This window comes from Yersinia pekkanenii, from assembly GCF_001152565.1.
Lineage (GTDB): Bacteria > Pseudomonadota > Gammaproteobacteria > Enterobacterales > Enterobacteriaceae > Yersinia > Yersinia pekkanenii.
Window position 1 is genome coordinate 25,861 of the sequence record NZ_CQAZ01000026.1, and the last position, 20,297, is coordinate 46,157.

The window sequence follows — 20,297 nt, forward strand, 5'->3', positions numbered from 1 at the left end:
CCCAGCCAATGCGCTGGGTTTTTTATGGAAAAAATATGGCCACTATACCGACACAAAATCCCGTTCCGAGCGAGGCTGCTGTTGATTTGAAGTTTAACGCCGGGAAAATTGACGAGTTCGTCACTTCATTTCTTCTGAAATATACCGACCGACTAGGACGAGACCATCTAACAATAGAAGGCATGAGGGACATTGTTGAAAGGGCTATTAAGGAGTTTGGCTGGACAACCATGGACTCATTTGAAATTGGAGCGACGCTAACTAATTCTAGCGAAGCTCTCCGCTGGCAAATGAATGGTGAATATTACCGTTGGGATGGGTCATTCCCTAAAGTTGTCCCTTCCGGTTCAACGCCAGAGACTACTGGGGGAATTGGTATTGGTGCGTGGGTAGGAATTGGTGATGCATCTTTAAGATCAGACCTTATATCTTCATCCGGTGGCCCAATAGTAAATATCAACAAGGTTACTGCAAGTCCGCAGGGTAATTTAAGCCAGGCAATTAACTGGGTAACGCCAGAGCAATTCGGCGCAATCGGTGATGGCACGGTACACCCGCTATCTGAGCGATACGCAACTCTTGCAGCAGCGCAAGCAGTGTATCCGCATGTTACTTCACTGAGCCAGACGATTGACTGGGCGGCGTGTCAGGCGGCTGATAAATACTCAAGGCTTTATGCTGTTGTGAAATCTCCACGCACTGCAATTTATCACTTAGGTTCAAATTATCTCGAGCTATCAATAAAAAGTAAGTGGGATAGCGGTTTCGCTACAAGCAATAATGCTGGTGACTGTCCTCGTTTCACTCGAAATATTGAATCAACGCTTCCGGCATTCGGGCAGTATTGTATTGTCCGGGTTCAAAACGCAGGGGCAGCGGGTAGCGCCGATGAATTTGTACGTGGGATAATGTTCAAAGGTTATTGCCTAACCTATGGACTGCCAAACCGATCTGCGTCAAAAGGCTCACAGCGTATATGCTTGCACATGAACTACGGCCATGGAGCAGAATTAGATGTTGCTGTTAAAGGTGGGGAGTATGGCGTATTTGGATATTCGTTCTGGGGCAGTAAGGGGCAGTTAGTAATTGATTCGTGTCACAAGGCTTTTTATGCAGATCCGAAAACTATAACACCTGAAAATTTAACTCCACCGAGCAATACAAATACCTCTTTCGATTTCTACGTGAAAATAGATGCATGCCCGTTTGGTTTAGTATTACGAGCTTGCCATTACTCAATATTCAATGGATTCATTGAGGGAGCGGTTATAGGTTTTGCTAACTATGACAGTACAAATGAAACCGCTATTGCGATCACAGCAATAGATAGTACAGGGATTGGTGGTAATATCGGTATTGAAGCGTGGCAAGGTGCGCATATTTATAACTCACAATCAACAACAGACTTCTCTATTTCTCTTGCACAAAGTCATAATATCTCTAATACAACAGGGAAAAATGGCCCGTGGTATTCTATGTCACTATTAAATGGTGCGGCTCAGTTATTTACGCTGCCAGCTGGCAATAACGCACTTTATTATTCTGTAAATAGGGGAAGAAGTACCATTAGAAATGTAGATGGTGATTTTTCCGGTGCGCCATTTGATGCTGCATATCTTTGTTATCAGGACGTAAATAGCAAAACATTATTCGCAAATACGAGGATGTATACAGGTTCGATAAGAAACCTTTCCCCAGCAAATTGGGCTAACGTTGACGTAATCAATGATTTCTACCTCGAATCGCTATTCATTCCGGGCGGTGGAACTGGTCATAAGTATTCCGGTAAAGGGGTTTGTGTAGCATATGACTATTCGCTTTCTGCTATCGCTGCTGATGGCACCGTTACGATAACACCACCAGTGGGCTGGAGGATACTGTCAGCAGAGGCTCATGTGATTGTTAGCACTTCGGGACAAGCTTCATCGGCGGCGGTAGGAATCAAAACCAAGGCCGCTGACGGATCATCGATAACTTTCCAGACAGGGATATCAGCAACTGGTTACAGCATACTCTATAGGCTGACTCTGCTAATAACTAAGTGATTTCACTTAAGTAGCCCCGTTAAGGGGCTATGAATATGAATACCAAATAGGTAACATATTGACATGGAAAATCTATGTTTTAGAGAGAATTTGTGAAAACAAATAGACTGGAATCTATACAGTTTCTTCGCGGCATCGCTGTTTTGCTGGTTATCGCGTTTCATTTCAGACAGTATTTGAATGATGTTTATGCACAAGCAGACCTCGGGAACAGACTGTTCGGGCTTGGTGAAGTCGGTGTCGATATATTTTTCGTTATCAGTGGTTTCATAATTACATATTCCACAATTAATAGAGAAAAAAATACACCTCTTGAGTTTACTATCAAAAGGTTTTTTAGACTATATCCCTTGTTTATAATTGTTCTTTCAATATCAATAATCCTAAATACAACTTTAGACACAACAACATCTAACATTATCAAGAGCTACCTTTTGATACCGAATGACTATAATTCTATCGGGCCGTGGTATGGGTATAACATTAACCTACCGGCTTGGACGTTGACTTATGAAATACTATTTTATGCCTTGTTTGGAATTGCCATTTCAATAAGTCACAAATATAGAACTGCCATTGCGATAGCAATAATGATTTCTGCCTGCTCGATATCTCAACTTTACTTTCGTGGTGCGCTTCAAATTGACCCGATAACACGAGATGTGGCAGGAGAGTCGTTTATAAGAAACTTTACGTTTTTATCCAATCCGATTATATATGATTTTATTTATGGAATGATAATAGCGGAAATTTTTATTCATATAAAAGATGATTTCCTTAAAAATAAACTAGTTCATGTTGCTCTTGTCTGCATACTTTGCGTTTCAGTATCGTTAATAGTGTCAGGCTATAATCGGGGCGGCGGCATAGAACGATGGGGTTTTTATTCGTTTTTGCTAGTCGGTTCAATGGCTTTACTTTCTAAAACAAACAACATGACGTTTAGTCGGTTTTGGGTTTTGATGGGCGAAATGTCATACTCTTTGTATATAAATCATATGGTTGTAAAAAAACTTGGCGGGATATATCTAAGAGACTTTGGTATATATAAGAATAATGGCGGTTTTACATTGTTCATCATTTTATTCATTCTTACATTCGCAATGTCATACATCACTTACAACTTGATCGAAAAGCCCTCAGTAAAGCTAGGCCACAAATTAGCAGACCGTATCCGGTTAAAGCGGCAGGATAGTATTGAGTGAGTGGGTGGGCAGGGATGCCGAATGAGGTGGCGGCGCTGCATGACGCCGCTTGTTTCTACTTGTTGATCATTGAGTCAAGATAGTCTGCATACCATTGCATCATGCGTTTTCTGTCATCAATGTATTGAGCGTGGTTATATACGCCTCTGATTTTACTTTTATCAAGATGAGCAAGTTGACGCTCTACCCAGTCACCCTCGAAGCCATGTTCATTGAGTATTGAACTCATTTGGTGCCTAAATCCATGACCGCACGTCCTGCCCTCATAGCCAACTCTTCGGATCACTCCAAGCACGGTATTTTCACTTATAGGCTTTGTTCGGTCATTTCGCCCAGGGAATACTAATTCAAAGTGCCCAGTTACTGGTTGCAATTGCTTGAATAAATTAATCACCTGGCTGGATAGCGGGACTATATGCAGGCGGCGCTTTTTCATTACTTCAATTGGGATAGTCCATATAGCAGCATCCAGATCAACATCACTCCACTTAGCATGGCGCAACTCTTTAGTTCGCAACCCGGTCAGCATTAATATTTGAGTAGCTGCCTTGGCTATCACGCTGCCAAAGTATGAGTTTAGTGCCACAATGAAGTCTGGCACTTCAGCTTCTGTTAGGAATGGATAATGGGTGCTATTCGGCGGTGTCATTGCCACGGTTAGATCCGGTGCCGGGTTATATTCAGCTCGTCCTGTAACAATTGCGTATTTAAACACCTCCCCGCACCGACGCCTTGTTTTCCTCGCCATCTCCATAGCGCCGCGCCCTTCAATTTTTCTGAGAACATCCAAAAGCATTAAAGGCTTTACGTCTTTTATTGGCATATGCCCGATGAAAGGGAAAACGTCACGAACGAACATAGACATCACTAAATCGCTGTAGTCTGGCGTCCATACTTTCATTTTTGATGAATGCCATTCTTTCGCAATCGCCTCAAAAGTATTTTCGGCAGAGATGCGCTGAGAAACTTTTTTTGCTTTCTTGTCTTGAGATGGATCCACACCATCAGCAAGCAGTGATTTAGCTTCATCTCTTTTTTGTCGGGCGTCGGCCAGGGTAGTTGCAGGGAACAGTCCAATCGTTAATAGCTTCTCTTTCCCGTTAATGCGGTACTTGAGCCGCCATGACTTAGCGCCAGTGATAGAGACATACAAAAATAAACCTCCACCGTCAGACAGCTTATAGGCTTTCTCTTGTGGTTTAGCTGTTTCTACCTGCCTGGCTGATAATGGCATTTCGGGGGTATCCTATGTAGAGGCTGTTTCGATACCCCTGATACTACCCCCACTTTATACTTTATTCACGGTTATTTGTGGTTATGTGTGGTTACGTCGATTGGCTGGAGGCTTTGCTGTGAAAGGGTTTTCGGTGTGATGTGGTTACGCTGGGTTATGCTGTTGTGGCGTCCCCGACTGGAATCGAACCAGTAACTAGCCCTTAGGAGGGGCTTGTTATATCCGTTTAACTACGGGGACCCGGTCATCGGCAGGATAGCTGTCGATGAAGTATGCTGCCGGAGCATTATACGCATTTTGACCGAGATAATAAGCAGTTAGCTATCTGTTTGGTTATTCTGTCACCAATGTAGAGTAAATAAGTGGAATTAATAACCTAAAACCGATAACTCAGCGGGGATGAGTGGGGGCTGCTCGGCAATTTAATATGAAAAATACCTTTGGCGATAAGTGATGCACCCATGGACAGCCCTGCCGCAATTACCGACCACGGCAGCGCAAAAACTGTCACGTTCTAACTCTTTCTCTTTCTCTCCCTCTACGCGGATAAGTTCATGGATTGCCGCTAATTTGGAGGGTAAGTAAGAAAATAGGGCAATACTAAAGTAATAAGCGTCGTCGCTATTTTTTGTTAGCAAACTATCGGGAAAATCGTCGGTTTACATTTATCCGTCCATACTGAAATGACCGGTTCATGCAGAAGAAAAAAGTAGCCAAAATTTAATGTTGTGGATTTTTTCTACAGAAATTTGATCTTATGCCGAATAATACCTCTATAAGGGTAGGGGGAGCGTTAGGCCCACGCTACGTAAGGATTAAGCCTTATGTTATCATTCGGTTTTCCTGAACTGACAATCCTACGGTGGAAGACAACCCTTCATGCTGGAAGTTAAAAATCTGACCTGCATCCGAGATGAGCGAAACTTGTTCCAACAGTTAAGTTTTTGTGTGGCTGCGGGAGAGATTGTGCAGGTCGAGGGGCAAAACGGGGCGGGTAAAACCAGCTTATTGCGTATTTTAGCCGGGCTTGCCGATGCCGACGAAGGGCAGGTGAACTGGCTGGGGGAGAATATCCGCCGTGATCGCGCCAGATATCATCAGGATTTATTATTTTTAGGCCATCAGCCGGGCATTAAGTCTGTGCTAACGCCTTTTGAAAATTTGGCTTTCTATCAGTCGGTGTATCAACCGGTGGATAGTGCCGCAATTTGGCAGGCTTTGTCCATGGTTGGGCTGGTGGGCTATGAGGATTTACCGGTATCACAGTTATCAGCCGGGCAACAACGGCGGGTAGCACTCGCCCGTTTGTGGTTAAGCCAGGCCCCGTTATGGATCCTCGATGAGCCTTTGACTGCGATTGATAAGCAGGGTGTCAGTACCTTGTTGGCTCTGTTTGTGGAACATGCCGCTAAAGGGGGCATGGTGCTGCTCACCACACATCAGGATCTGGATGGTGTCGGTCAACAGGTGCGTAAAATCCGTTTAACTAACACGCAGGAGCATTAATGTTTATCAGCGTGTTGCGCCGTGAATTAAAAATAGCCTTCAGAAAAGGCGCAGAAATTGTTAACCCACTCTGGTTTTTTCTGATTGTTATCACCTTGTTTCCGCTGGGTATTGGCCCAGAACCACAATTATTGGCGCGTATTGCGCCGGGGATAGTGTGGGTTGCCGCATTGTTAGCGTCGTTATTATCGCTGGAACGGTTATTCCGTGATGATTTCTATGATGGCTCCCTTGAACAGTTGCTGCTATTACCCACTCCGCTAGCGCTCACGGTGTTAGGCAAAGTGTGTGCTCACTGGGTCGTTACCGGATTGCCCTTGCTTATTTTATCTCCGTTGGTCGCTTTACTGCTTTCCCTCGACAGTAAAACCGCGATGGCGATGGTGTTAACGTTATTACTGGGGACACCGACCTTAAGTTTCATCGGCGCTATTGGCGTCGCGCTGACGGTCGGGTTGCGCAAAGGCGGGGTTCTGCTGAGTTTATTGGTGCTGCCGCTGTATATCCCGGTGTTGATATTTGCCACTGCGGCCATTGATGCAGCCTCGATGGCGCTGCCAATTGACGGTTATCTGGCTATTTTAGGGGCGATGCTGGTGGGGAGCGCGACACTTGCGCCTTTTGCCACAGCCGCTGCATTGAGAGTGAGTGTGCACTAACTGTTTAGCCGGTTGCAACACGATGGATTGTAAAAAGAAAAGTGCAATAAAAGAATAACGATTTTCAGAAGCTTAAGCGCGGTAGCCAACACAAGTAACAGCAGATTGTGCGCCGTACCCTGCACTGACATTGCCCACCGGGTGATATCGGTCCAATTTTTACTGTGAGCAATGAAAAATGTGGAAATGGTTTCATCAATTCGCTAAACCCGAACGGCTCTATCACCTATGTGGTCAGTTTATTCCATGGCTGGGCATGGGGGCAGTTATTTGCCTGATGGTGGGCTGGGTGTGGGGATTCGGCTTCGCTCCATCAGATTATCAGCAAGGTAACAGTTTCCGTATCATATACTTGCATGTCCCGGCGGCGATTTGGTCGATGGGCATCTATATGTCAATGGCCATTGCGGCGTTTGTCGGCCTGGTCTGGCAAATGAAAATGTCCGATAACCTGGTGGCGGCCATGGCTCCGGTCGGTGCGGTATTTACCTTTATTGCTTTGGTGACCGGTTCTACCTGGGGCAAGCCTATGTGGGGAACCTGGTGGATCTGGGATGCGCGGCTGACCTCTGAATTGGTGCTGTTGTTCCTCTATCTGGGGGTGATCGCCCTGTATAACGCATTTGAAGACCGCAAACTGGCCGGGCGCGCTGCCGGTATTTTAGTGCTGGTCGGTGTGGTTAATATCCCAATAATCCATTTCTCAGTTGTTTGGTGGAACACCTTGCATCAAGGCTCGACCAACATGCAGCAAAGTATTGATCCGAGTATGCGCTCTCCGTTGCGTTGGGCGATTTTCGGCTATCTACTGTGTTTTATTACGCTAACACTGATGCGCCTACGCAATCTGATTTTGCAGCAAGAGCGCTATCGCTCTTGGGTGAATGCCTTATTACGTAAGGAGCCACGCGTATGAATCCGGCCTTTGACTCTTGGGCGGCATTTTTTGCCATGGGCGGTTATGCTTTTTATGTTTGGTTGGCGGTCGCCGCCACCTTACTGTCGCTGTTCGGTTTGTGGCTACACACGGTATGGCAGCATAAACAATTATTAGCGGATATTCAGCGCCGTCAGGCGCGAGAACAACGGATTCGTCAGGCAAATCAGGCTCAGTCAGAACCAGTAAAAAATGCCGCCCGTTCGCAGGAGAAACAACCGTGAATCCACGTAGAAAAAGTAGGCTCTATCTGGTGCTGGTGGTTCTGATTGGTCTCGGTCTGACGACCACTCTGGTGCTGTATGCGCTGCGTGCCAATATTGACTTGTTCTACACCCCTGGCGAAATTTTGCAGGGTAAAGGTGAGCGTCATGAGAAGCCAGAAATTGGCCAACGCCTACGGATTGGCGGCATGGTGATGCCGGGATCGGTGCAGCGTGATAACACAACATTAGAGATGAGTTTTAAGGTTTATGATGCGCGTGGCGTGGTCACAGTGACCTATACCGGTATTCTGCCGGATTTGTTCCGTGAGGGGCAGGGCGTGGTGGCACAAGGGGTGTTTGCTGAGGGTAATACGGTAAATGCCAAAGAAGTGCTGGCAAAACATGATGAAAAATACACACCACCGGAAGTTAAAGAGGCGATGAAAGAAAACCACACCCGCCCGGCTGAGGCTTACAGTAGCGCAAGCAGCGAGGGCAATGGCTCATGATGCCTGAAATGGGTAGTTTCCTGTTATGCCTGGCGCTGGCTATCTCGCTATTGCTGAGTTTGTATCCGCAATGGGGGGCCGCGCGTCAGGATGCCCGTATGATGGCCGTCGGCAGGCCATTGACGTACGGTATGTTTGCCACCATCACGCTATCATTTATATGTTTGGTGTATGCGTTTATCGTAAATGATTTCACTGTCTCCTATGTGGCAGCAAACTCGAATTCGCATTTACCGGTTTATTACCGTATTGCCGCAACCTGGGGCGCACATGAGGGGTCGCTGCTGTTGTGGGTGCTGTTGCTCAGTTGTTGGTCATTGGCGGTGGCACTGTTTAGCCGTTCAATGCCTGATGATGCACTAGCAAGGGTGTTATCAGTCCTGGGGATGATTACTGGTGGTTTTCTGCTGTTTATTATTCTGACTTCAAACCCGTTTACCCGAACCTTGCCGGGCTTCCCGATTGACGGTAACGATTTGAATCCCCTGTTGCAGGATGTCGGGTTGATCTTCCATCCGCCGTTACTTTATATGGGTTATGTCGGCTTCTCGGTGGCATTTGCTTTTGCTATCGCCTCCTTAATGGCTGGCCGGCTCGACAGTGCCTGGGCGCGTTGGTCACGGCCGTGGACTCAAGCAGCATGGGTGTTCCTGACTATGGGGATCGTGCTTGGTTCGGCATGGGCCTATTATGAACTTGGCTGGGGCGGTTGGTGGTTTTGGGATCCGGTTGAAAATGCCTCCTTTATGCCTTGGCTGGCAGGAACCGCGCTGATTCACTCACTGGCGGTGACTGAAAAACGCGGCACTTTCAAAGCGTGGACGGTACTGCTAGCTATCACTGCATTTTCATTGTGTCTGATGGGGACATTCCTGGTGCGTTCTGGTGTGTTGGTTTCGGTGCATTCTTTTGCCTCTGATCCGGCGCGCGGCATGTTTATTCTGGCTTATTTGGTGGTTGTTATCGGTGGCTCATTATTGCTGTATGCGGTCAAAGGCGCACAGGTGCGCAGCCGTACTCAGCACGAAGTGTTCTCGCGCGAGACTTTCCTGCTGGGGAATAATGTGTTGCTGATCGCGGCTATGCTCGTCGTGTTATTGGGCACATTACTGCCACTGGTACACAAGCAACTCGGGCTAGGCAGTATCTCTATCGGCGAACCCTTCTTTAATACCATGTTTACCTGGCTGATGGCACCGATGGCACTGCTAATGGGCATCGGGCCGCTGGTACGTTGGCGTCGTGATGAACCGAGCAAACTGTGGAAACGCCTGAGTGTGGCTTTAGTGGTCACCCTGCTGCTGTCAATATTGCTGCCATGGCTGCTGCAAGACACTATTGCCGGCATGACGGTGGTTGGCTTGATGATGTCCATCTGGGTGATCATCCTGACACTCATGGAGTTACACGAGCGCGCGACCCACCGCTATAGCTTCTGGCGCGGCTTGAGCCATCTTTCCCGTAGTCACTGGGGCATGGTGCTGGGCCATCTTGGCGTAGCCGTGACCGTTATAGGTATTGCCTTCAGTCAAAATTACAGTGTCGAGCGCGATGTACGCATGAAGGCCGGTGATAGTATAGATATCCACGATTATCACTTTGTTTTCCGCGATGTTCACGATATTAAAGGGCCAAACTATACCGGTGGGGTCGGTATTATTGATGTCACCCGTAATGGCAAGCCGGAAGCGACCTTGCATGCAGAGAAACGTTATTACAGTGTGTCCCGCTCGATGATGACCGAAGCGGCCATTGATGGCGGTCTGACCCGTGATCTTTATGCCGCATTGGGCGAGGAACTGGATGACGGTTCATGGGCGGTACGTTTGTATTACAAGCCTTTTGTCCGTTGGATCTGGTATGGCGGGGTATTGATGGCCATCGGCGGTATCTTCTGTATGCTCGATCCGCGTTATCGGATGAGTAAAAAGTTAAAACGCGGCGCTGCCTCGGAGGCTGAATAATGAAAGCTCATTTTTCTATTAATAAGCTGATGTTCATTCCGTTGGTACTGTTTTTACTGCTGGTGGTGGCCTTTTTAGTGCAACTGACCCGTAACGCCAATGGTGATGATCCTACCATGTTGGAGTCAGCGCTGATTGGCAAGCCGGTACCCACTTTCAAGCTGGAATCCCTTGAACAACCGGGGAAAACCTTTGATCAAGCGGTATTACACGATGGCAAGCCGATGCTGCTTAATGTGTGGGCGACCTGGTGCCCGACTTGCCGCGCCGAGCATCAATATCTGAATAAACTGGCAGCACAGGGCATCCGTGTGGTGGGTTTGAACTATAAAGATGATCGAGTGAAAGCGGTACAATGGCTCAATTCGTTGGGTAATCCTTATGCCCTGAGTTTATATGATGGTGATGGCATGCTGGGATTAGATCTGGGGGTATATGGCGCACCGGAAACTTTCCTGATCGACGGGCAGGGCATTATCCGCTACCGCCATGCCGGTGATCTTAATGATCGCGTCTGGTTGCAAGAAATCTTACCGCTGTACCAGAAATATCAGGGGGGCGCATGAGATTATTCAGCCTGGCGCTGGGCCTGATACTGAGCTGGAGTGTGTTTGCTGCCATCGATACCTATAACTTCAGCTCGGTAGAGCAGGAACAACAGTATCGCGAGTTGACCGAGCAACTGCGCTGCCCTAAATGTCAGAACAATAGCATTGCCGACTCTAATGCCATTATTGCTGCCGATATGCGCGCCAAAGTGTATGACTTGATGCAACAGGGGAATACCAAACAGCAAATCATCGATTATATGGTGGCTCGATACGGCAATTTCGTCACTTACGAGCCACCGGTTACGGCTGCCACCCTAATTTTGTGGGTCGGCCCTGCGCTATTTGTATTGATAGGTGCGGCAGTGGTGGTATTACGCGCCCGGCGGCGGGTGGAGAAAGAAACGCCACTGTCGACGCAAGAGCAGCAGCGCTTACAAAGCCTGTTGACAGCCCCCCCTACCTTGGCGGAAAAAAGCACCTCGGTGGAAAAACACCTCCTGACTCACCAGGCAAAGACTGACAGGAAACAACCATAATGGCTTTTTGGCTGATAGTGATCATTTTGCTGGCGATCGCGGGTGCCTTGTTGGTCATTCCCGCCATGCGACAAGATACCCATTCACCGGCGATCACCCGCGATGAATTGAATAAGGCTATTTATCTGGACCGGCTATCGGAACTGGCTGAGGATGAAGCGCAGGGCGTGGTTGAAAAGCGGCCTGAATTGATTCAGGAACTGCAACAAAACCTGTTAACTGATATCCCACAATATTCGGATAAACCGTTAGGCTCGATCAACCGCTGGGCATTGTTACCCGGAGTGGTCATTTTGGTGATGGTTTCAGTAGGGTTATATCTGAAAACCGGTGGTTTGGCTCAGGTTCAGGCCTGGCATCAGGTTGAAGCGCAACTGCCTGAATTGCGGGCCAGAGTCGCCAATGAACGCGCTGAACCTTTAACGATGGAGGAAGTCGCTCGTTTGGGACTGGGCTTACGCACCTCTTTGCAGCAAGATCCCGGTAACGTTAATGATTGGATGATGCTCGGCAGGGTCGGTATGGCACTTAATAATGCCACCACCGCGACACAAGCTTTTGCTAAAGCTTATCAGCTCGCCCCCGATAATAACGATGTCAGGCTCGGTTATGCCGAAGTACTAACACGTTCTAACGACCCACAAGATAATCAACTGGCAACGCAGATGCTGCGTACTATGGTTGGGCAGGATCACAGCAATCTACGCGCCATGAGTTTATTAGCTTTTAATGCGTTTGAGCAGGGGGATTTTAAACAAGCGATTGGCGCATGGGAAGTTATGCTAAAATTGCTGCCTGCTGGCGATCCTCGCGTAGAAGTGATAAAACGCAGTATTGCGCAAGCCAAATCACAGACAGAGCAAGAAACAGCTACACTGGGAATAGAGGTTTCGCTGTCATCTGACGCCGCCCAGAAATTACCCCAACAGGGAACACTGATTGTATCGGTAACTGATGGGGGAAATCCGCTACCGGTTGTGGTAAAACAGCTCCCTTTGAGCCGTTTTCCGCTATCTGTCACGCTGGACGACAGTAATGCAATGATGCCAGAGCGCTTGCTCTCTTCCTTGCAGCAGGTGAAAGTGCGTGCGCGTATCTCACTGGATGGCACTGCCAATCCTCAAGCGGGTGACTGGTTTGGTGACAGTGGCGTGCAGGCATTCGGCGGGAAAGGGCAGCCTCAAACTATTAATATTCAGATAAATAAACAGATCCCTTAAGTGTAAGGGGCTGCAAAGAGCTTGATGGAGAAAAGTATGAACTACCGCCTGATTGGGCTGGCTTTTGCCACCGTATTGTTAGTAGGGTGTGCCAGTAGCTCGCCGGATCACATGGAGCAGGGCCGCTCTGATCCGCTAGAAGGTTTTAACCGGGCTATGTTCAATTTTAACTATGAGGTTCTAGACCCTTATGTGGTGCGTCCGGTGGCTGTGGTTTGGCGCGATTATGTGCCACAACCGGCACGTAATGGGATGAGTAACTTCCTGGGTAACCTTGAAGAACCGGCCAGCATGGTGAACAGTTTCTTAGTAGGTGACCCGTATAACGCGATGAAGCACTTTAACCGCTTCTTCCTGAATACTATTTTGGGTATGGGTGGCCTGATTGACGTGGCCGGTATGGCGAACCCGAAGCTGGCCAAACAAGTTCCTCACCGGTTTGGTAGTACGTTGGGTCATTACGATGTGGGTTATGGCCCTTACGTGGTATTACCCGGTTATGGCAGCTTCACGGTTCGTGAGGATGGTGGTAATGCGGCTGATTATGTCTATCCAGTACTCAGTTACCTGACCTTCTGGATGTCAGCCGGTAAATGGATGTTGGAAGGGGTAGAGACACGTGCGCAGCTATTGGATTCCGATGGTTTGCTACGTAACTCCTCCGACCCGTATCTGATGGTGCGTGAAGCCTACTTCCAGCGCCATGATTTCCTGGCAAGTGGTGGGCAGTTGAAACCAGAAGTGAATTCGAATGCGCAGGCTATTCAGGATGATCTGGAAAGTATCGATTCAGCTAACTGATATTGATGTCATACCCAAAATAGAAAAAGCGCCGCAAGGCGCTTTTTTGTGTCTACGATGTATCTACATACGTTGGTGATGTATACTCATTGTGGATACTTAAAGTGAAGGGGGGATTATGCGAACTCAAGCCACATTACAAAAATGGGGTAATAGCGTTGCTTTACGTCTGTCGGGTAATCTTAAAACTATCCCGAATTTTGAAGTCGGTGACAGAGTCGATATTGATATCAGCGAACAAGGATTAGTCATTCAAAAAGTCGTCAAAAAGCCGTTAACCGAAGAAAGCCTGTTGGCCGGACTGACTGCTTATACGGCACATGCTGACGAACTTGCGGAACCCACGGAGAGGGAGTTTGATTATTAATGTATATACCAAAGCGCGGAGATATTTGTTGGTTGGATTTTGACCCCACGAAAGGGAAAGAGATTGGTAAGTATCGTCCCGCCCTCATTCTTTCGCATGAAACGTATAATCGGTTAACGGGGCTGGTTATGTGTTGTCCGGTGAGCCGCAGTGTACGTGGTTCACCTACAGAAGTACCGGTAACTAACCTTGATACACCTTGTGTTGTGGCTACGACTTTAATCCAAACTTTTGACTGGCGTCAGCGTAAAGCCAAGTTTGTCGTTGAATCAGAATTGGGTTTGTATGATGAAGTATTAGCAATACTTATCCCGTTAATAGGAGGGGAACATCTGATCTCCTCACCGGGATTAAATAAATAGAAAAAGCGCCGCAAGGCGCTTTTTTGTGGGTAAAGGTGCTGCCAATAACCTTTTATCAGAACGCGTAGTTGAAGTTTACGCCGTACAGCAGTGCGGTACCTTTAGAGTCGAACTCATAGGTAGTTCCGCCCAATGCCGCAGGTGTTTTTTCCTTGATGTGCACGTTCTGACCATGCATATAGGAAACACCGACATCAACTGAAGCATCTTTGTTGAAGGCATAGGTAGTACCGGCACTGATCCAGAAACGGTCTTGGTCTGGGATCGAGATGGTACGGTTATCTGCTGGAACCGGGCTATCATCGAAGGCAATACCGGTACGGAAGGTCCAGTTATCATCGTAATAATAGGTGGTACCCAGCGCGATACGGTAAGCATCATGGAAACCTTCTTGCTTATCGAACAAGGTTTGGCCGTTAGTTCCGGTGGCTTTCAGTTCTTTGAACTGACTCCAACTGGTATAAGCCATACTGTAGTGGACGGCCCATTTTGGTGCCACTTTGTTGTAGCCGGAGACTTCCCACACTTCTGGCAGATTCAGAGTTAACGCGCCCGGAATAATAGCGCCACTAGTACCACTTGGTGGTGGTAATTGGCTACTGAAATCGCCATCAAAGTCGATTTTTACTTTTGAACGATAGGTGAAGCTGTAGCGGTTTTCTTTATCCACTTCATACAGCACGCCCGCATTCCAGCCATAGCCCCACTTGGTCCCTTCCATACGGGTAACTTCAGTGCTGGCAGGGATAACGCCGCGGCCAGCTTCACCAATATGGCGCACAATCTTCGCATCAGCATAGACCGCATTAAAGCCGAGACCAAAACTGAAGTTTTCATTCAGACGGTAGGCGGCACTCAGGTTCATGTTGGCAGTTTTAAGGTCAGTCTCACCACCCAGTGAGCCCGCCACATAGTCATCATTAAATTTAGTGGCCAAACCGTAGTTCGAGGTGCCGGAAGCCCCAATCGCCCACTGTTCATTCAACGGCATAATAAAGTGGATATTCGGGATCCACTCCGATGGCGCGATATTTTTGGCATCGGTACTTTGGCCACTTGGCGATCTGCCACTGATATCGACATCGGGATCAACATACACGAAGCCACCAGAGAAAGAAGGGCGGTCGAATAAAGTCATTGCAGCGGGGTTGCGGCTACCAACAGAAGCATTGTCAGCAACAGCGCCTTCACCAGAGAAAGAGCGGCCCAATGCAGCAGCTGAATATTCATTCAGTTGGAAACCCGCCGCAGAAACGTTCGAGGAAATAATTGCTACTGCAGCTGCCAGAGCTGATCGGGTAAACAGGTTTTTCTGGTTCATGACCAAAACCTCATTATTTTAATTAATGTTACATACCGTAACAAGAGAATGCGGGATTGTAGGGTCCGTTATCGGTTAGACAAAGCAGACCAGTGGCTGAAGTATAGGTCCGACCTGTGTGCGTGTTGCAAGTATGTTTTATGATTTGTTCATTTTTGATTGCAAAAAGTTGACACAGTTAACAAAAAACTCACAATTTAGTCGCAACTGACACATTATTGATGAGCGAATAAACAATTTGACTGTGATTTCCATCACTTAATAGGCCTATAAACAGTAAGTCCTAGTGCCTTGTGGCCTAGGGGAGTAAAATAACGGCAGAGAAAATATTTTTTGCGTCCTGCCTTATTTATTCACGCTGGTTATTATTTGCGCTAATCGATAGACAATGTGCACCTATTTTGAAATGTCCGTTGAGGAGAATTGAAAATGTCAGATACAAATGTTCAATCAACAAACATGCGCTGTAGCGCGGAAGAAACGGCGGCCTGCTGCTGTATAGATGTTGGGACTATAATGGACAATACGGACTGTACAGCATCCTATAGTTGTGTATTCGATAACCGCACTGCAGCGGAAGCTATGTTGAAAACGCTGACTGAAAAAGCGCGGGCGGTTGAATCCGATCCTTGCCTGATTGAGCATAAACTGGAGGAAGCTGAAGACGGTGTGCGCTTAACTATCGATTTCACTTTTGCCTGCCAGGCAGAAACCATGATTTTCCAGCTTGGCCTACGTTAATTTACCCCACCATCAAATGCGGAGCTGTTGGCTTCGCGTTTTTATTAGTACTATTTCTTATGTGAATTTATTGCGTTAGATCTATCACCTTAACTTGGTGTTCTCCCATCCTTGGTTTTTTCCACCTCCTTTTTGTGCTGAAAAGTTGCTCCTGCTCCCACTTTCCTGTTCTGTAGGTTTACCAAATGTAAATGTTTGGTTAACAATAATTGGATCAGGTCAGACCTGTGATTTGTTATGCTTTAATAAAGCCACTTCATTTATCAGGAGCGTTATTATGAGTAAGCCATTATCGCTAGTGACGCGCACGGGCGATCGCATTGCAATAGTCAGCGGCCTGCGGACCCCGTTTGCTAAGCAGGCCACTGCTTACCATGGCGTGCCGGCTGTAGACTTAGGCAAAATTGTGGTCAGTGAATTACTGGCCCGAAGTGGCGTCGCTCCTGAGCTAATCGATCAACTGGTGTTCGGCCAGGTGGTACAAATGCCCGAAGCGCCCAATATTGCCCGTGAAATCGTGTTGGGTACTGGGATGAGTGTGCATACCGATGCCTACAGCGTCTCACGCGCCTGCGCGACCAGCTTTCAGGCCGTGGCCAATGTGGCAGAAAGTATTATTGCCGGTTCAGTGACGGTGGCGATAGCTGGTGGTGCCGATTCTTCTTCCGTGCTGCCGATTGGTGTCAGTAAAGCACTGGCGCGCACCTTGGTCGATGTCAGCAAAGCACGCAGCTTATCCCAGCGGCTGAAGTTATTCAGTCGGTTAAAATTGCGCGATCTGTTACCGGTTGCTCCAGCCGTGGCCGAATACTCAACGGGTTTGCGCATGGGGGATACTGCTGAACAGATGGCAAAAACCTATGGTATCAGCCGTGAAGATCAAGATGCTCTGGCGCTGCGATCTCATCAAATGGCGGCTGAAGCCTGGCAACAAGGGTTATTACACGATGAGGTGATGACGGCCTATATTCCGCCTTACCGAGATGCTATTACTGAAGATAATAATATCCGCAAAGATTCCACTTTGGCGCAATATGCCAAATTACGCCCGGCATTCGATCGCCAGCACGGCACGGTCACGGCGGCGAACAGTACGCCACTGACGGATGGTGCCGCAGCTGTCATGATGATGAGTGAAGCAAAAGCAAAAGAGCTTGGATTACAACCATTGGGCTATCTGCGCAGCTTTGCATTTTCCGCCATTGATGTCTGGCAAGACATGCTGTTAGGCCCATCCTATGCTACGCCATTGGCGCTAGATCGTGCCGGTATTACCTTGGCAGATTTGACCCTTATCGACATGCATGAAGCATTTGCGGCACAAACACTGGCTAACTTGAAAATGTTTGCCAGTGATACCTTTGCGCGTGAAAAACTGGGCCGTAGTCACGCTATTGGTGAAGTCGATATGAGCAAATTCAACGTATTGGGTGGTTCGATTGCTTACGGTCATCCCTTCGCGGCAACGGGCGCACGTATGATTACCCAAACATTAAATGAATTGCGCCGCCGTGGCGGGGGCCTAGGGCTAACCACCGCATGTGCTGCTGGCGGTTTAGGCGCGGCGATGATTTTGGAGGTGGAGTAATGAGCCAGGAAAATGGACTTAACAGTGGTGGTGAAACGGTAATGGCCAATAGCGCGAGTTCGGCCCCGGCAGTATTTACCCTCAGTATTCGGCCCGACAATATTGGTGTTATCACCATTGATGTCGTTGGTGACAAAGTGAACACCTTAAAGGCTGAATTTGCAGAGCAAATTTCTGAGATATTGCAACAAGCGCAGGCTTTACCGCAATTACAGGGGCTGGTTATTATTTCCGGCAAACCGGACTCTTTTATTGCGGGTGCTGATATCACCATGATTGCCGCTTGTCGTACCGCACAGGATGCCCGTGTCTTGGCACAGAAAGGGCAATCGATTTTGGCGCAAATCGCTGCATTTCCGGTACCGGTGGTTGCGGCTATCCATGGTGCTTGTCTCGGCGGCGGGTTAGAACTGGCCTTGGCGTGCCATAGCCGTATTTGCTCGCTGGATGATAAAACCGTGCTCGGTTTGCCAGAGGTACAGCTTGGTCTACTGCCCGGCTCGGGAGGCACCCAACGCTTACCGCGTCTGGTGGGGGTCAGTAAGGCGCTGGATATGATACTGACCGGCAGACAAGTTCGTGCTCGTCAGGCCCTTAACATGGGGCTGGTGGACGATGCCGTCCCACAGGATATCTTGCTGGATGTGGCTATCAAACGGGCCAATGCCGGTTGGCTCGATCGGCCCGCATTGCCGTGGCAAGAACGTTTACTCAGTGGCCCATTGGGTAAAGCATTACTCTTTAGTAGCGTGCGTAAGAAAACGCTGGCGAAGACTAAAGGCCATTATCCGGCGGCTGAACGTATTATTGATGTGGTGCGCAAAGGCTTAGACTACGGCGGGCCGAGTGGTTATGAAGCCGAAGCCAGAGCTTTTGGTGAGCTGGCTATGTCGCCTGAATCAGCCGCGCTGCGCAGTCTGTTTTTTGCTACCACCGCACTTAAAAAAGAGACCGGTGGTGCCGCTCAACCCCGTGTTATCCATCGTGTCGGCGTGTTAGGTGGCGGCCTTATGGGAGGGGGTATTGCCAATGTCACCGCCACTCGAGCGGGTTTACCGGTACGCATCAAAGATATCAATCCGCAGGGCATTAATCAGGCGCTGAAAACCACTTGGGGTGCTTTAGGCAAACGGGTGCGCAGTAAACGAATGCGCCCGGCTGAGCGGCAACGGCATATGATGTTGATTTCCGGCAGTACAGATTATCGCGGTTTTGACACCGTTGATATTGTGGTTGAAGCGGTATTTGAAGATTTATTATTGAAGCAACAAATGGTTGCCGACATCGAGCATTTCGGCGCGGCACATACCATTTTCGCCTCTAATACGTCGTCATTGCCGATCAGCCAAATTGCAGCACAGGCGCAGCGGCCGGAGCAAGTGATTGGCCTGCACTACTTTAGCCCAGTGGATAAAATGCCACTGGTTGAAGTTATTCCTCATGCAAAAACCAGCGAAGAAACCATTGCAACCACCGTTGCTTTAGCCCGAAAACAAGGTAAAACAGCCATTGTGGTAGCTGATCGCGCCGGGTTCTATGTAAACCGTATTCTGGCTCCGTATATTAACGAAGCTGCGCGCTGTTTATTAGACGGTGAACCTATCGATTCTATCGATAAAGCGCTGGTGAATTTTGGCTTCCCGGTGGGGCCGATTACGCTGTTGGATGAAGTGGGTATTGATGTCGGCACCAAAATCATGCCCATTTTAGTGGAGCAATTAGGGCCACGTTTTGCCGCACCGCCGTCATTTGAGGTCATTTTGAAGGATGGGCGTAAAGGGCGTAAAAATGGTCGTGGCTTCTATTTATATCCGACAAAAAACAGCCGTTTTAACTGGAAAAAAAACCCAGGGAAACAAGTTGATACCAGCATCTATATCTTACTGGGGGTGACGGCTAAAGCCCATATTGAATCTTCCGTGATAGCACAGCGTTGCACCATGATGATGTTGAACGAAGCAGCACGTTGCCTGGACGAGTCAATTATTCGTAACCCGCGAGATGGTGATATTGGCGCAGTGTTTGGCATTGGCTTCCCGCCATTTTTGGGTGGGCCTTTCCGCTATATGGATAGTCTGGGGGCTGATAAGGTAGTGAAAACGCTCAGATTACTGGTGCAACAGTACGGCGAACGTTTTGAGCCTTGCCAACGACTGATTTCAATGGCTGAACAACAGCAGATGTTTTACCCAGATGAAAATAGCGTTGATGGGGCACTTAACCCAGAAAACTGAGTCGAGTGATAGAGAGAATACCGCCGGTTTGGCGGTGTTTCTTTCGCCAATGTTGTGTTATTCAATAGCCATAATTAAGAGTGTGAGCAGGATCACCACCTGCAATTCTAACGGGTAAGGTGGCTGTACACTGGCGACAACCCGCGCTACCTTAATCAGAATTACGCAAAGTGGCTATTCGCGCCAAAATGAATTAATAACCACTTATTGCGCAGGTGATGGAGTTTGGATTAAGCTATTGATATGGTTATTATGTAACCAGTCAAGGTGGGCTGCCGGTATCTCTGGCGTAAAAATAGCCATTTTCTTTA

General features: G+C 48.0%; 19 protein-coding genes, 1 tRNA gene and 1 pseudogene. 17 read left to right on the forward strand and 4 right to left on the reverse strand.

What is annotated here, in order from left to right:
• Positions 1 to 8: 8 nt before the first annotated feature.
• Together AEP37_RS27265 and AEP37_RS13965 are read left to right on the forward strand one after the other, a co-directional pair.
• Positions 9 to 2,045 carry a tail fiber/spike domain-containing protein gene (locus AEP37_RS27265; RefSeq protein ID WP_244880787.1) on the forward strand — a complete coding sequence of 679 codons (2,037 nt, stop codon included), beginning with the start codon at positions 9 to 11 and terminating at the stop codon, positions 2,043 to 2,045.
• Positions 2,046 to 2,137: 92 nt separating this feature from the next.
• A complete protein-coding gene (locus AEP37_RS13965) occupies positions 2,138 to 3,250 on the forward strand; it encodes an acyltransferase family protein (RefSeq protein ID WP_049613896.1) in 1,113 nt (370 codons plus the stop codon).
• Between the two features lie 55 nt (positions 3,251 to 3,305).
• Here AEP37_RS13965 and AEP37_RS13970 read toward each other — a convergent pair whose 3' ends face one another.
• From AEP37_RS13970 to AEP37_RS27270, 3 genes and pseudogenes are all read right to left on the reverse strand, one after another.
• Positions 3,306 to 4,484: a tyrosine-type recombinase/integrase gene (locus AEP37_RS13970; protein ID WP_049613897.1), complete on the reverse strand. Its 1,179-nt coding sequence runs from the start codon at positions 4,482 to 4,484 to the stop codon at positions 3,306 to 3,308.
• A gap of 165 nt (positions 4,485 to 4,649) precedes the next feature.
• A tRNA-Arg gene (locus AEP37_RS13975) sits at positions 4,650 to 4,724 on the reverse strand.
• Positions 4,725 to 4,884: 160 nt separating this feature from the next.
• Positions 4,885 to 5,065, reverse strand: a pseudogene (locus AEP37_RS27270) (formate/nitrite transporter family protein); the annotation flags it as partial.
• Between the two features lie 298 nt (positions 5,066 to 5,363).
• Between AEP37_RS27270 and ccmA the strand changes: the two are divergent.
• From ccmA to AEP37_RS14035, 12 genes are all read left to right on the forward strand, one after another.
• Positions 5,364 to 5,990, forward strand: coding sequence for a cytochrome c biogenesis heme-transporting ATPase CcmA (gene ccmA, locus AEP37_RS13980; protein WP_049613898.1), 627 nt, complete (start codon positions 5,364 to 5,366; stop codon positions 5,988 to 5,990).
• Positions 5,990 to 6,649: a heme exporter protein CcmB gene (gene ccmB / locus AEP37_RS13985; protein WP_049613899.1), complete on the forward strand. Its 660-nt coding sequence runs from the start codon at positions 5,990 to 5,992 to the stop codon at positions 6,647 to 6,649. Before ccmA ends, ccmB begins: the two co-directional genes overlap by 1 nt.
• Positions 6,650 to 6,827: 178 nt before the next feature.
• Positions 6,828 to 7,565: a heme ABC transporter permease gene (locus AEP37_RS13990; protein WP_049613900.1), complete on the forward strand. Its 738-nt coding sequence runs from the start codon at positions 6,828 to 6,830 to the stop codon at positions 7,563 to 7,565.
• Positions 7,562 to 7,810 carry a heme exporter protein CcmD gene (ccmD, locus tag AEP37_RS13995; protein WP_049613901.1) on the forward strand — a complete coding sequence of 83 codons (249 nt, stop codon included), beginning with the start codon at positions 7,562 to 7,564 and terminating at the stop codon, positions 7,808 to 7,810. Before AEP37_RS13990 ends, ccmD begins: the two co-directional genes overlap by 4 nt.
• Positions 7,807 to 8,301 (forward strand): cytochrome c maturation protein CcmE, encoded by a 495-nt coding sequence (gene ccmE / locus AEP37_RS14000; protein WP_049613902.1) that lies wholly within the window; start codon positions 7,807 to 7,809, stop codon positions 8,299 to 8,301. The genes ccmD and ccmE overlap by 4 nt, the downstream gene beginning before the upstream one ends.
• A complete protein-coding gene (locus AEP37_RS14005; protein WP_049613903.1) occupies positions 8,298 to 10,265 on the forward strand; it encodes a heme lyase CcmF/NrfE family subunit in 1,968 nt (655 codons plus the stop codon). The genes ccmE and AEP37_RS14005 overlap by 4 nt, the downstream gene beginning before the upstream one ends.
• The gene (locus AEP37_RS14010) at positions 10,265 to 10,831 is read left to right on the forward strand and encodes a DsbE family thiol:disulfide interchange protein (protein WP_049613904.1); all 567 of its coding nucleotides are present in this window, start codon (positions 10,265 to 10,267) and stop codon (positions 10,829 to 10,831) included. Before AEP37_RS14005 ends, AEP37_RS14010 begins: the two co-directional genes overlap by 1 nt.
• Positions 10,828 to 11,352 (forward strand): cytochrome c-type biogenesis protein, encoded by a 525-nt coding sequence (locus tag AEP37_RS14015; RefSeq protein ID WP_049613905.1) that lies wholly within the window; start codon positions 10,828 to 10,830, stop codon positions 11,350 to 11,352. Before AEP37_RS14010 ends, AEP37_RS14015 begins: the two co-directional genes overlap by 4 nt.
• Positions 11,352 to 12,572, forward strand: a complete 1,221-nt coding sequence (gene ccmI / locus AEP37_RS14020; protein WP_049613906.1) for a c-type cytochrome biogenesis protein CcmI — start codon at positions 11,352 to 11,354, stop codon at positions 12,570 to 12,572. Before AEP37_RS14015 ends, ccmI begins: the two co-directional genes overlap by 1 nt.
• A gap of 36 nt (positions 12,573 to 12,608) precedes the next feature.
• Positions 12,609 to 13,373, forward strand: a complete 765-nt coding sequence (gene mlaA, locus AEP37_RS14025; protein WP_082170805.1) for a phospholipid-binding lipoprotein MlaA — start codon at positions 12,609 to 12,611, stop codon at positions 13,371 to 13,373.
• A gap of 118 nt (positions 13,374 to 13,491) precedes the next feature.
• The gene (locus AEP37_RS14030) at positions 13,492 to 13,740 is read left to right on the forward strand and encodes an AbrB/MazE/SpoVT family DNA-binding domain-containing protein (RefSeq protein WP_049613908.1); all 249 of its coding nucleotides are present in this window, start codon (positions 13,492 to 13,494) and stop codon (positions 13,738 to 13,740) included.
• Positions 13,740 to 14,102: a type II toxin-antitoxin system PemK/MazF family toxin gene (locus AEP37_RS14035; RefSeq protein WP_049613909.1), complete on the forward strand. Its 363-nt coding sequence runs from the start codon at positions 13,740 to 13,742 to the stop codon at positions 14,100 to 14,102. Before AEP37_RS14030 ends, AEP37_RS14035 begins: the two co-directional genes overlap by 1 nt.
• Before the next feature lie 55 nt (positions 14,103 to 14,157).
• On the opposite strand, the gene fadL is transcribed toward AEP37_RS14035, so the two are convergent.
• Positions 14,158 to 15,423, reverse strand: coding sequence for a long-chain fatty acid transporter FadL (gene fadL / locus AEP37_RS14040; RefSeq protein ID WP_049613910.1), 1,266 nt, complete (start codon positions 15,421 to 15,423; stop codon positions 14,158 to 14,160).
• 429 nt (positions 15,424 to 15,852) lie between these two features.
• Here fadL and AEP37_RS14045 point away from each other — a divergent pair, with 429 nt between their 5' ends.
• The 3 genes from AEP37_RS14045 (at position 15,853) to fadJ (ending at position 19,986) form a co-directional block, all read left to right on the forward strand.
• Positions 15,853 to 16,164, forward strand: a complete 312-nt coding sequence (locus AEP37_RS14045) for a YfcZ/YiiS family protein (protein WP_072086308.1) — start codon at positions 15,853 to 15,855, stop codon at positions 16,162 to 16,164.
• Between the two features lie 277 nt (positions 16,165 to 16,441).
• Positions 16,442 to 17,752, forward strand: coding sequence for an acetyl-CoA C-acyltransferase FadI (gene fadI / locus AEP37_RS14050; RefSeq protein WP_049613911.1), 1,311 nt, complete (start codon positions 16,442 to 16,444; stop codon positions 17,750 to 17,752).
• Between the two features lie 41 nt (positions 17,753 to 17,793).
• Complete coding sequence (fadJ, locus tag AEP37_RS14055; protein ID WP_408068333.1) at positions 17,794 to 19,986, forward strand: fatty acid oxidation complex subunit alpha FadJ; 2,193 nt, start codon at positions 17,794 to 17,796, stop codon at positions 19,984 to 19,986.
• Positions 19,987 to 20,297: the final 311 nt, after the last annotated feature.

Excerpts from the sequence above, each read along its gene's own strand:
- AEP37_RS27265 (WP_244880787.1), top strand. The coding sequence starts at position 9 with ATGCGCTGGGTTTTTTATGGAAAAAATATGGCCACTATACCGACACAA.
- AEP37_RS13970 (WP_049613897.1), bottom strand. The coding sequence starts at position 4,484 with ATGCCATTATCAGCCAGGCAGGTAGAAACAGCTAAACCACAAGAGAAA.
- ccmA (WP_049613898.1), top strand. The coding sequence starts at position 5,364 with ATGCTGGAAGTTAAAAATCTGACCTGCATCCGAGATGAGCGAAACTTG.
- ccmB (WP_049613899.1), top strand. The coding sequence starts at position 5,990 with ATGTTTATCAGCGTGTTGCGCCGTGAATTAAAAATAGCCTTCAGAAAA.
- AEP37_RS13990 (WP_049613900.1), top strand. The coding sequence starts at position 6,828 with ATGTGGAAATGGTTTCATCAATTCGCTAAACCCGAACGGCTCTATCAC.
- ccmD (WP_049613901.1), top strand. The coding sequence starts at position 7,562 with ATGAATCCGGCCTTTGACTCTTGGGCGGCATTTTTTGCCATGGGCGGT.
- AEP37_RS14005 (WP_049613903.1), top strand. The coding sequence starts at position 8,298 with ATGATGCCTGAAATGGGTAGTTTCCTGTTATGCCTGGCGCTGGCTATC.
- AEP37_RS14010 (WP_049613904.1), top strand. The coding sequence starts at position 10,265 with ATGAAAGCTCATTTTTCTATTAATAAGCTGATGTTCATTCCGTTGGTA.
- AEP37_RS14015 (WP_049613905.1), top strand. The coding sequence starts at position 10,828 with ATGAGATTATTCAGCCTGGCGCTGGGCCTGATACTGAGCTGGAGTGTG.
- ccmI (WP_049613906.1), top strand. The coding sequence starts at position 11,352 with ATGGCTTTTTGGCTGATAGTGATCATTTTGCTGGCGATCGCGGGTGCC.
- mlaA (WP_082170805.1), top strand. The coding sequence starts at position 12,609 with ATGAACTACCGCCTGATTGGGCTGGCTTTTGCCACCGTATTGTTAGTA.
- AEP37_RS14030 (WP_049613908.1), top strand. The coding sequence starts at position 13,492 with ATGCGAACTCAAGCCACATTACAAAAATGGGGTAATAGCGTTGCTTTA.
- AEP37_RS14035 (WP_049613909.1), top strand. The coding sequence starts at position 13,740 with ATGTATATACCAAAGCGCGGAGATATTTGTTGGTTGGATTTTGACCCC.
- fadL (WP_049613910.1), bottom strand. The coding sequence starts at position 15,423 with ATGAACCAGAAAAACCTGTTTACCCGATCAGCTCTGGCAGCTGCAGTA.
- AEP37_RS14045 (WP_072086308.1), top strand. The coding sequence starts at position 15,853 with ATGTCAGATACAAATGTTCAATCAACAAACATGCGCTGTAGCGCGGAA.
- fadI (WP_049613911.1), top strand. The coding sequence starts at position 16,442 with ATGAGTAAGCCATTATCGCTAGTGACGCGCACGGGCGATCGCATTGCA.
- fadJ (WP_408068333.1), top strand. The coding sequence starts at position 17,794 with ATGGCCAATAGCGCGAGTTCGGCCCCGGCAGTATTTACCCTCAGTATT.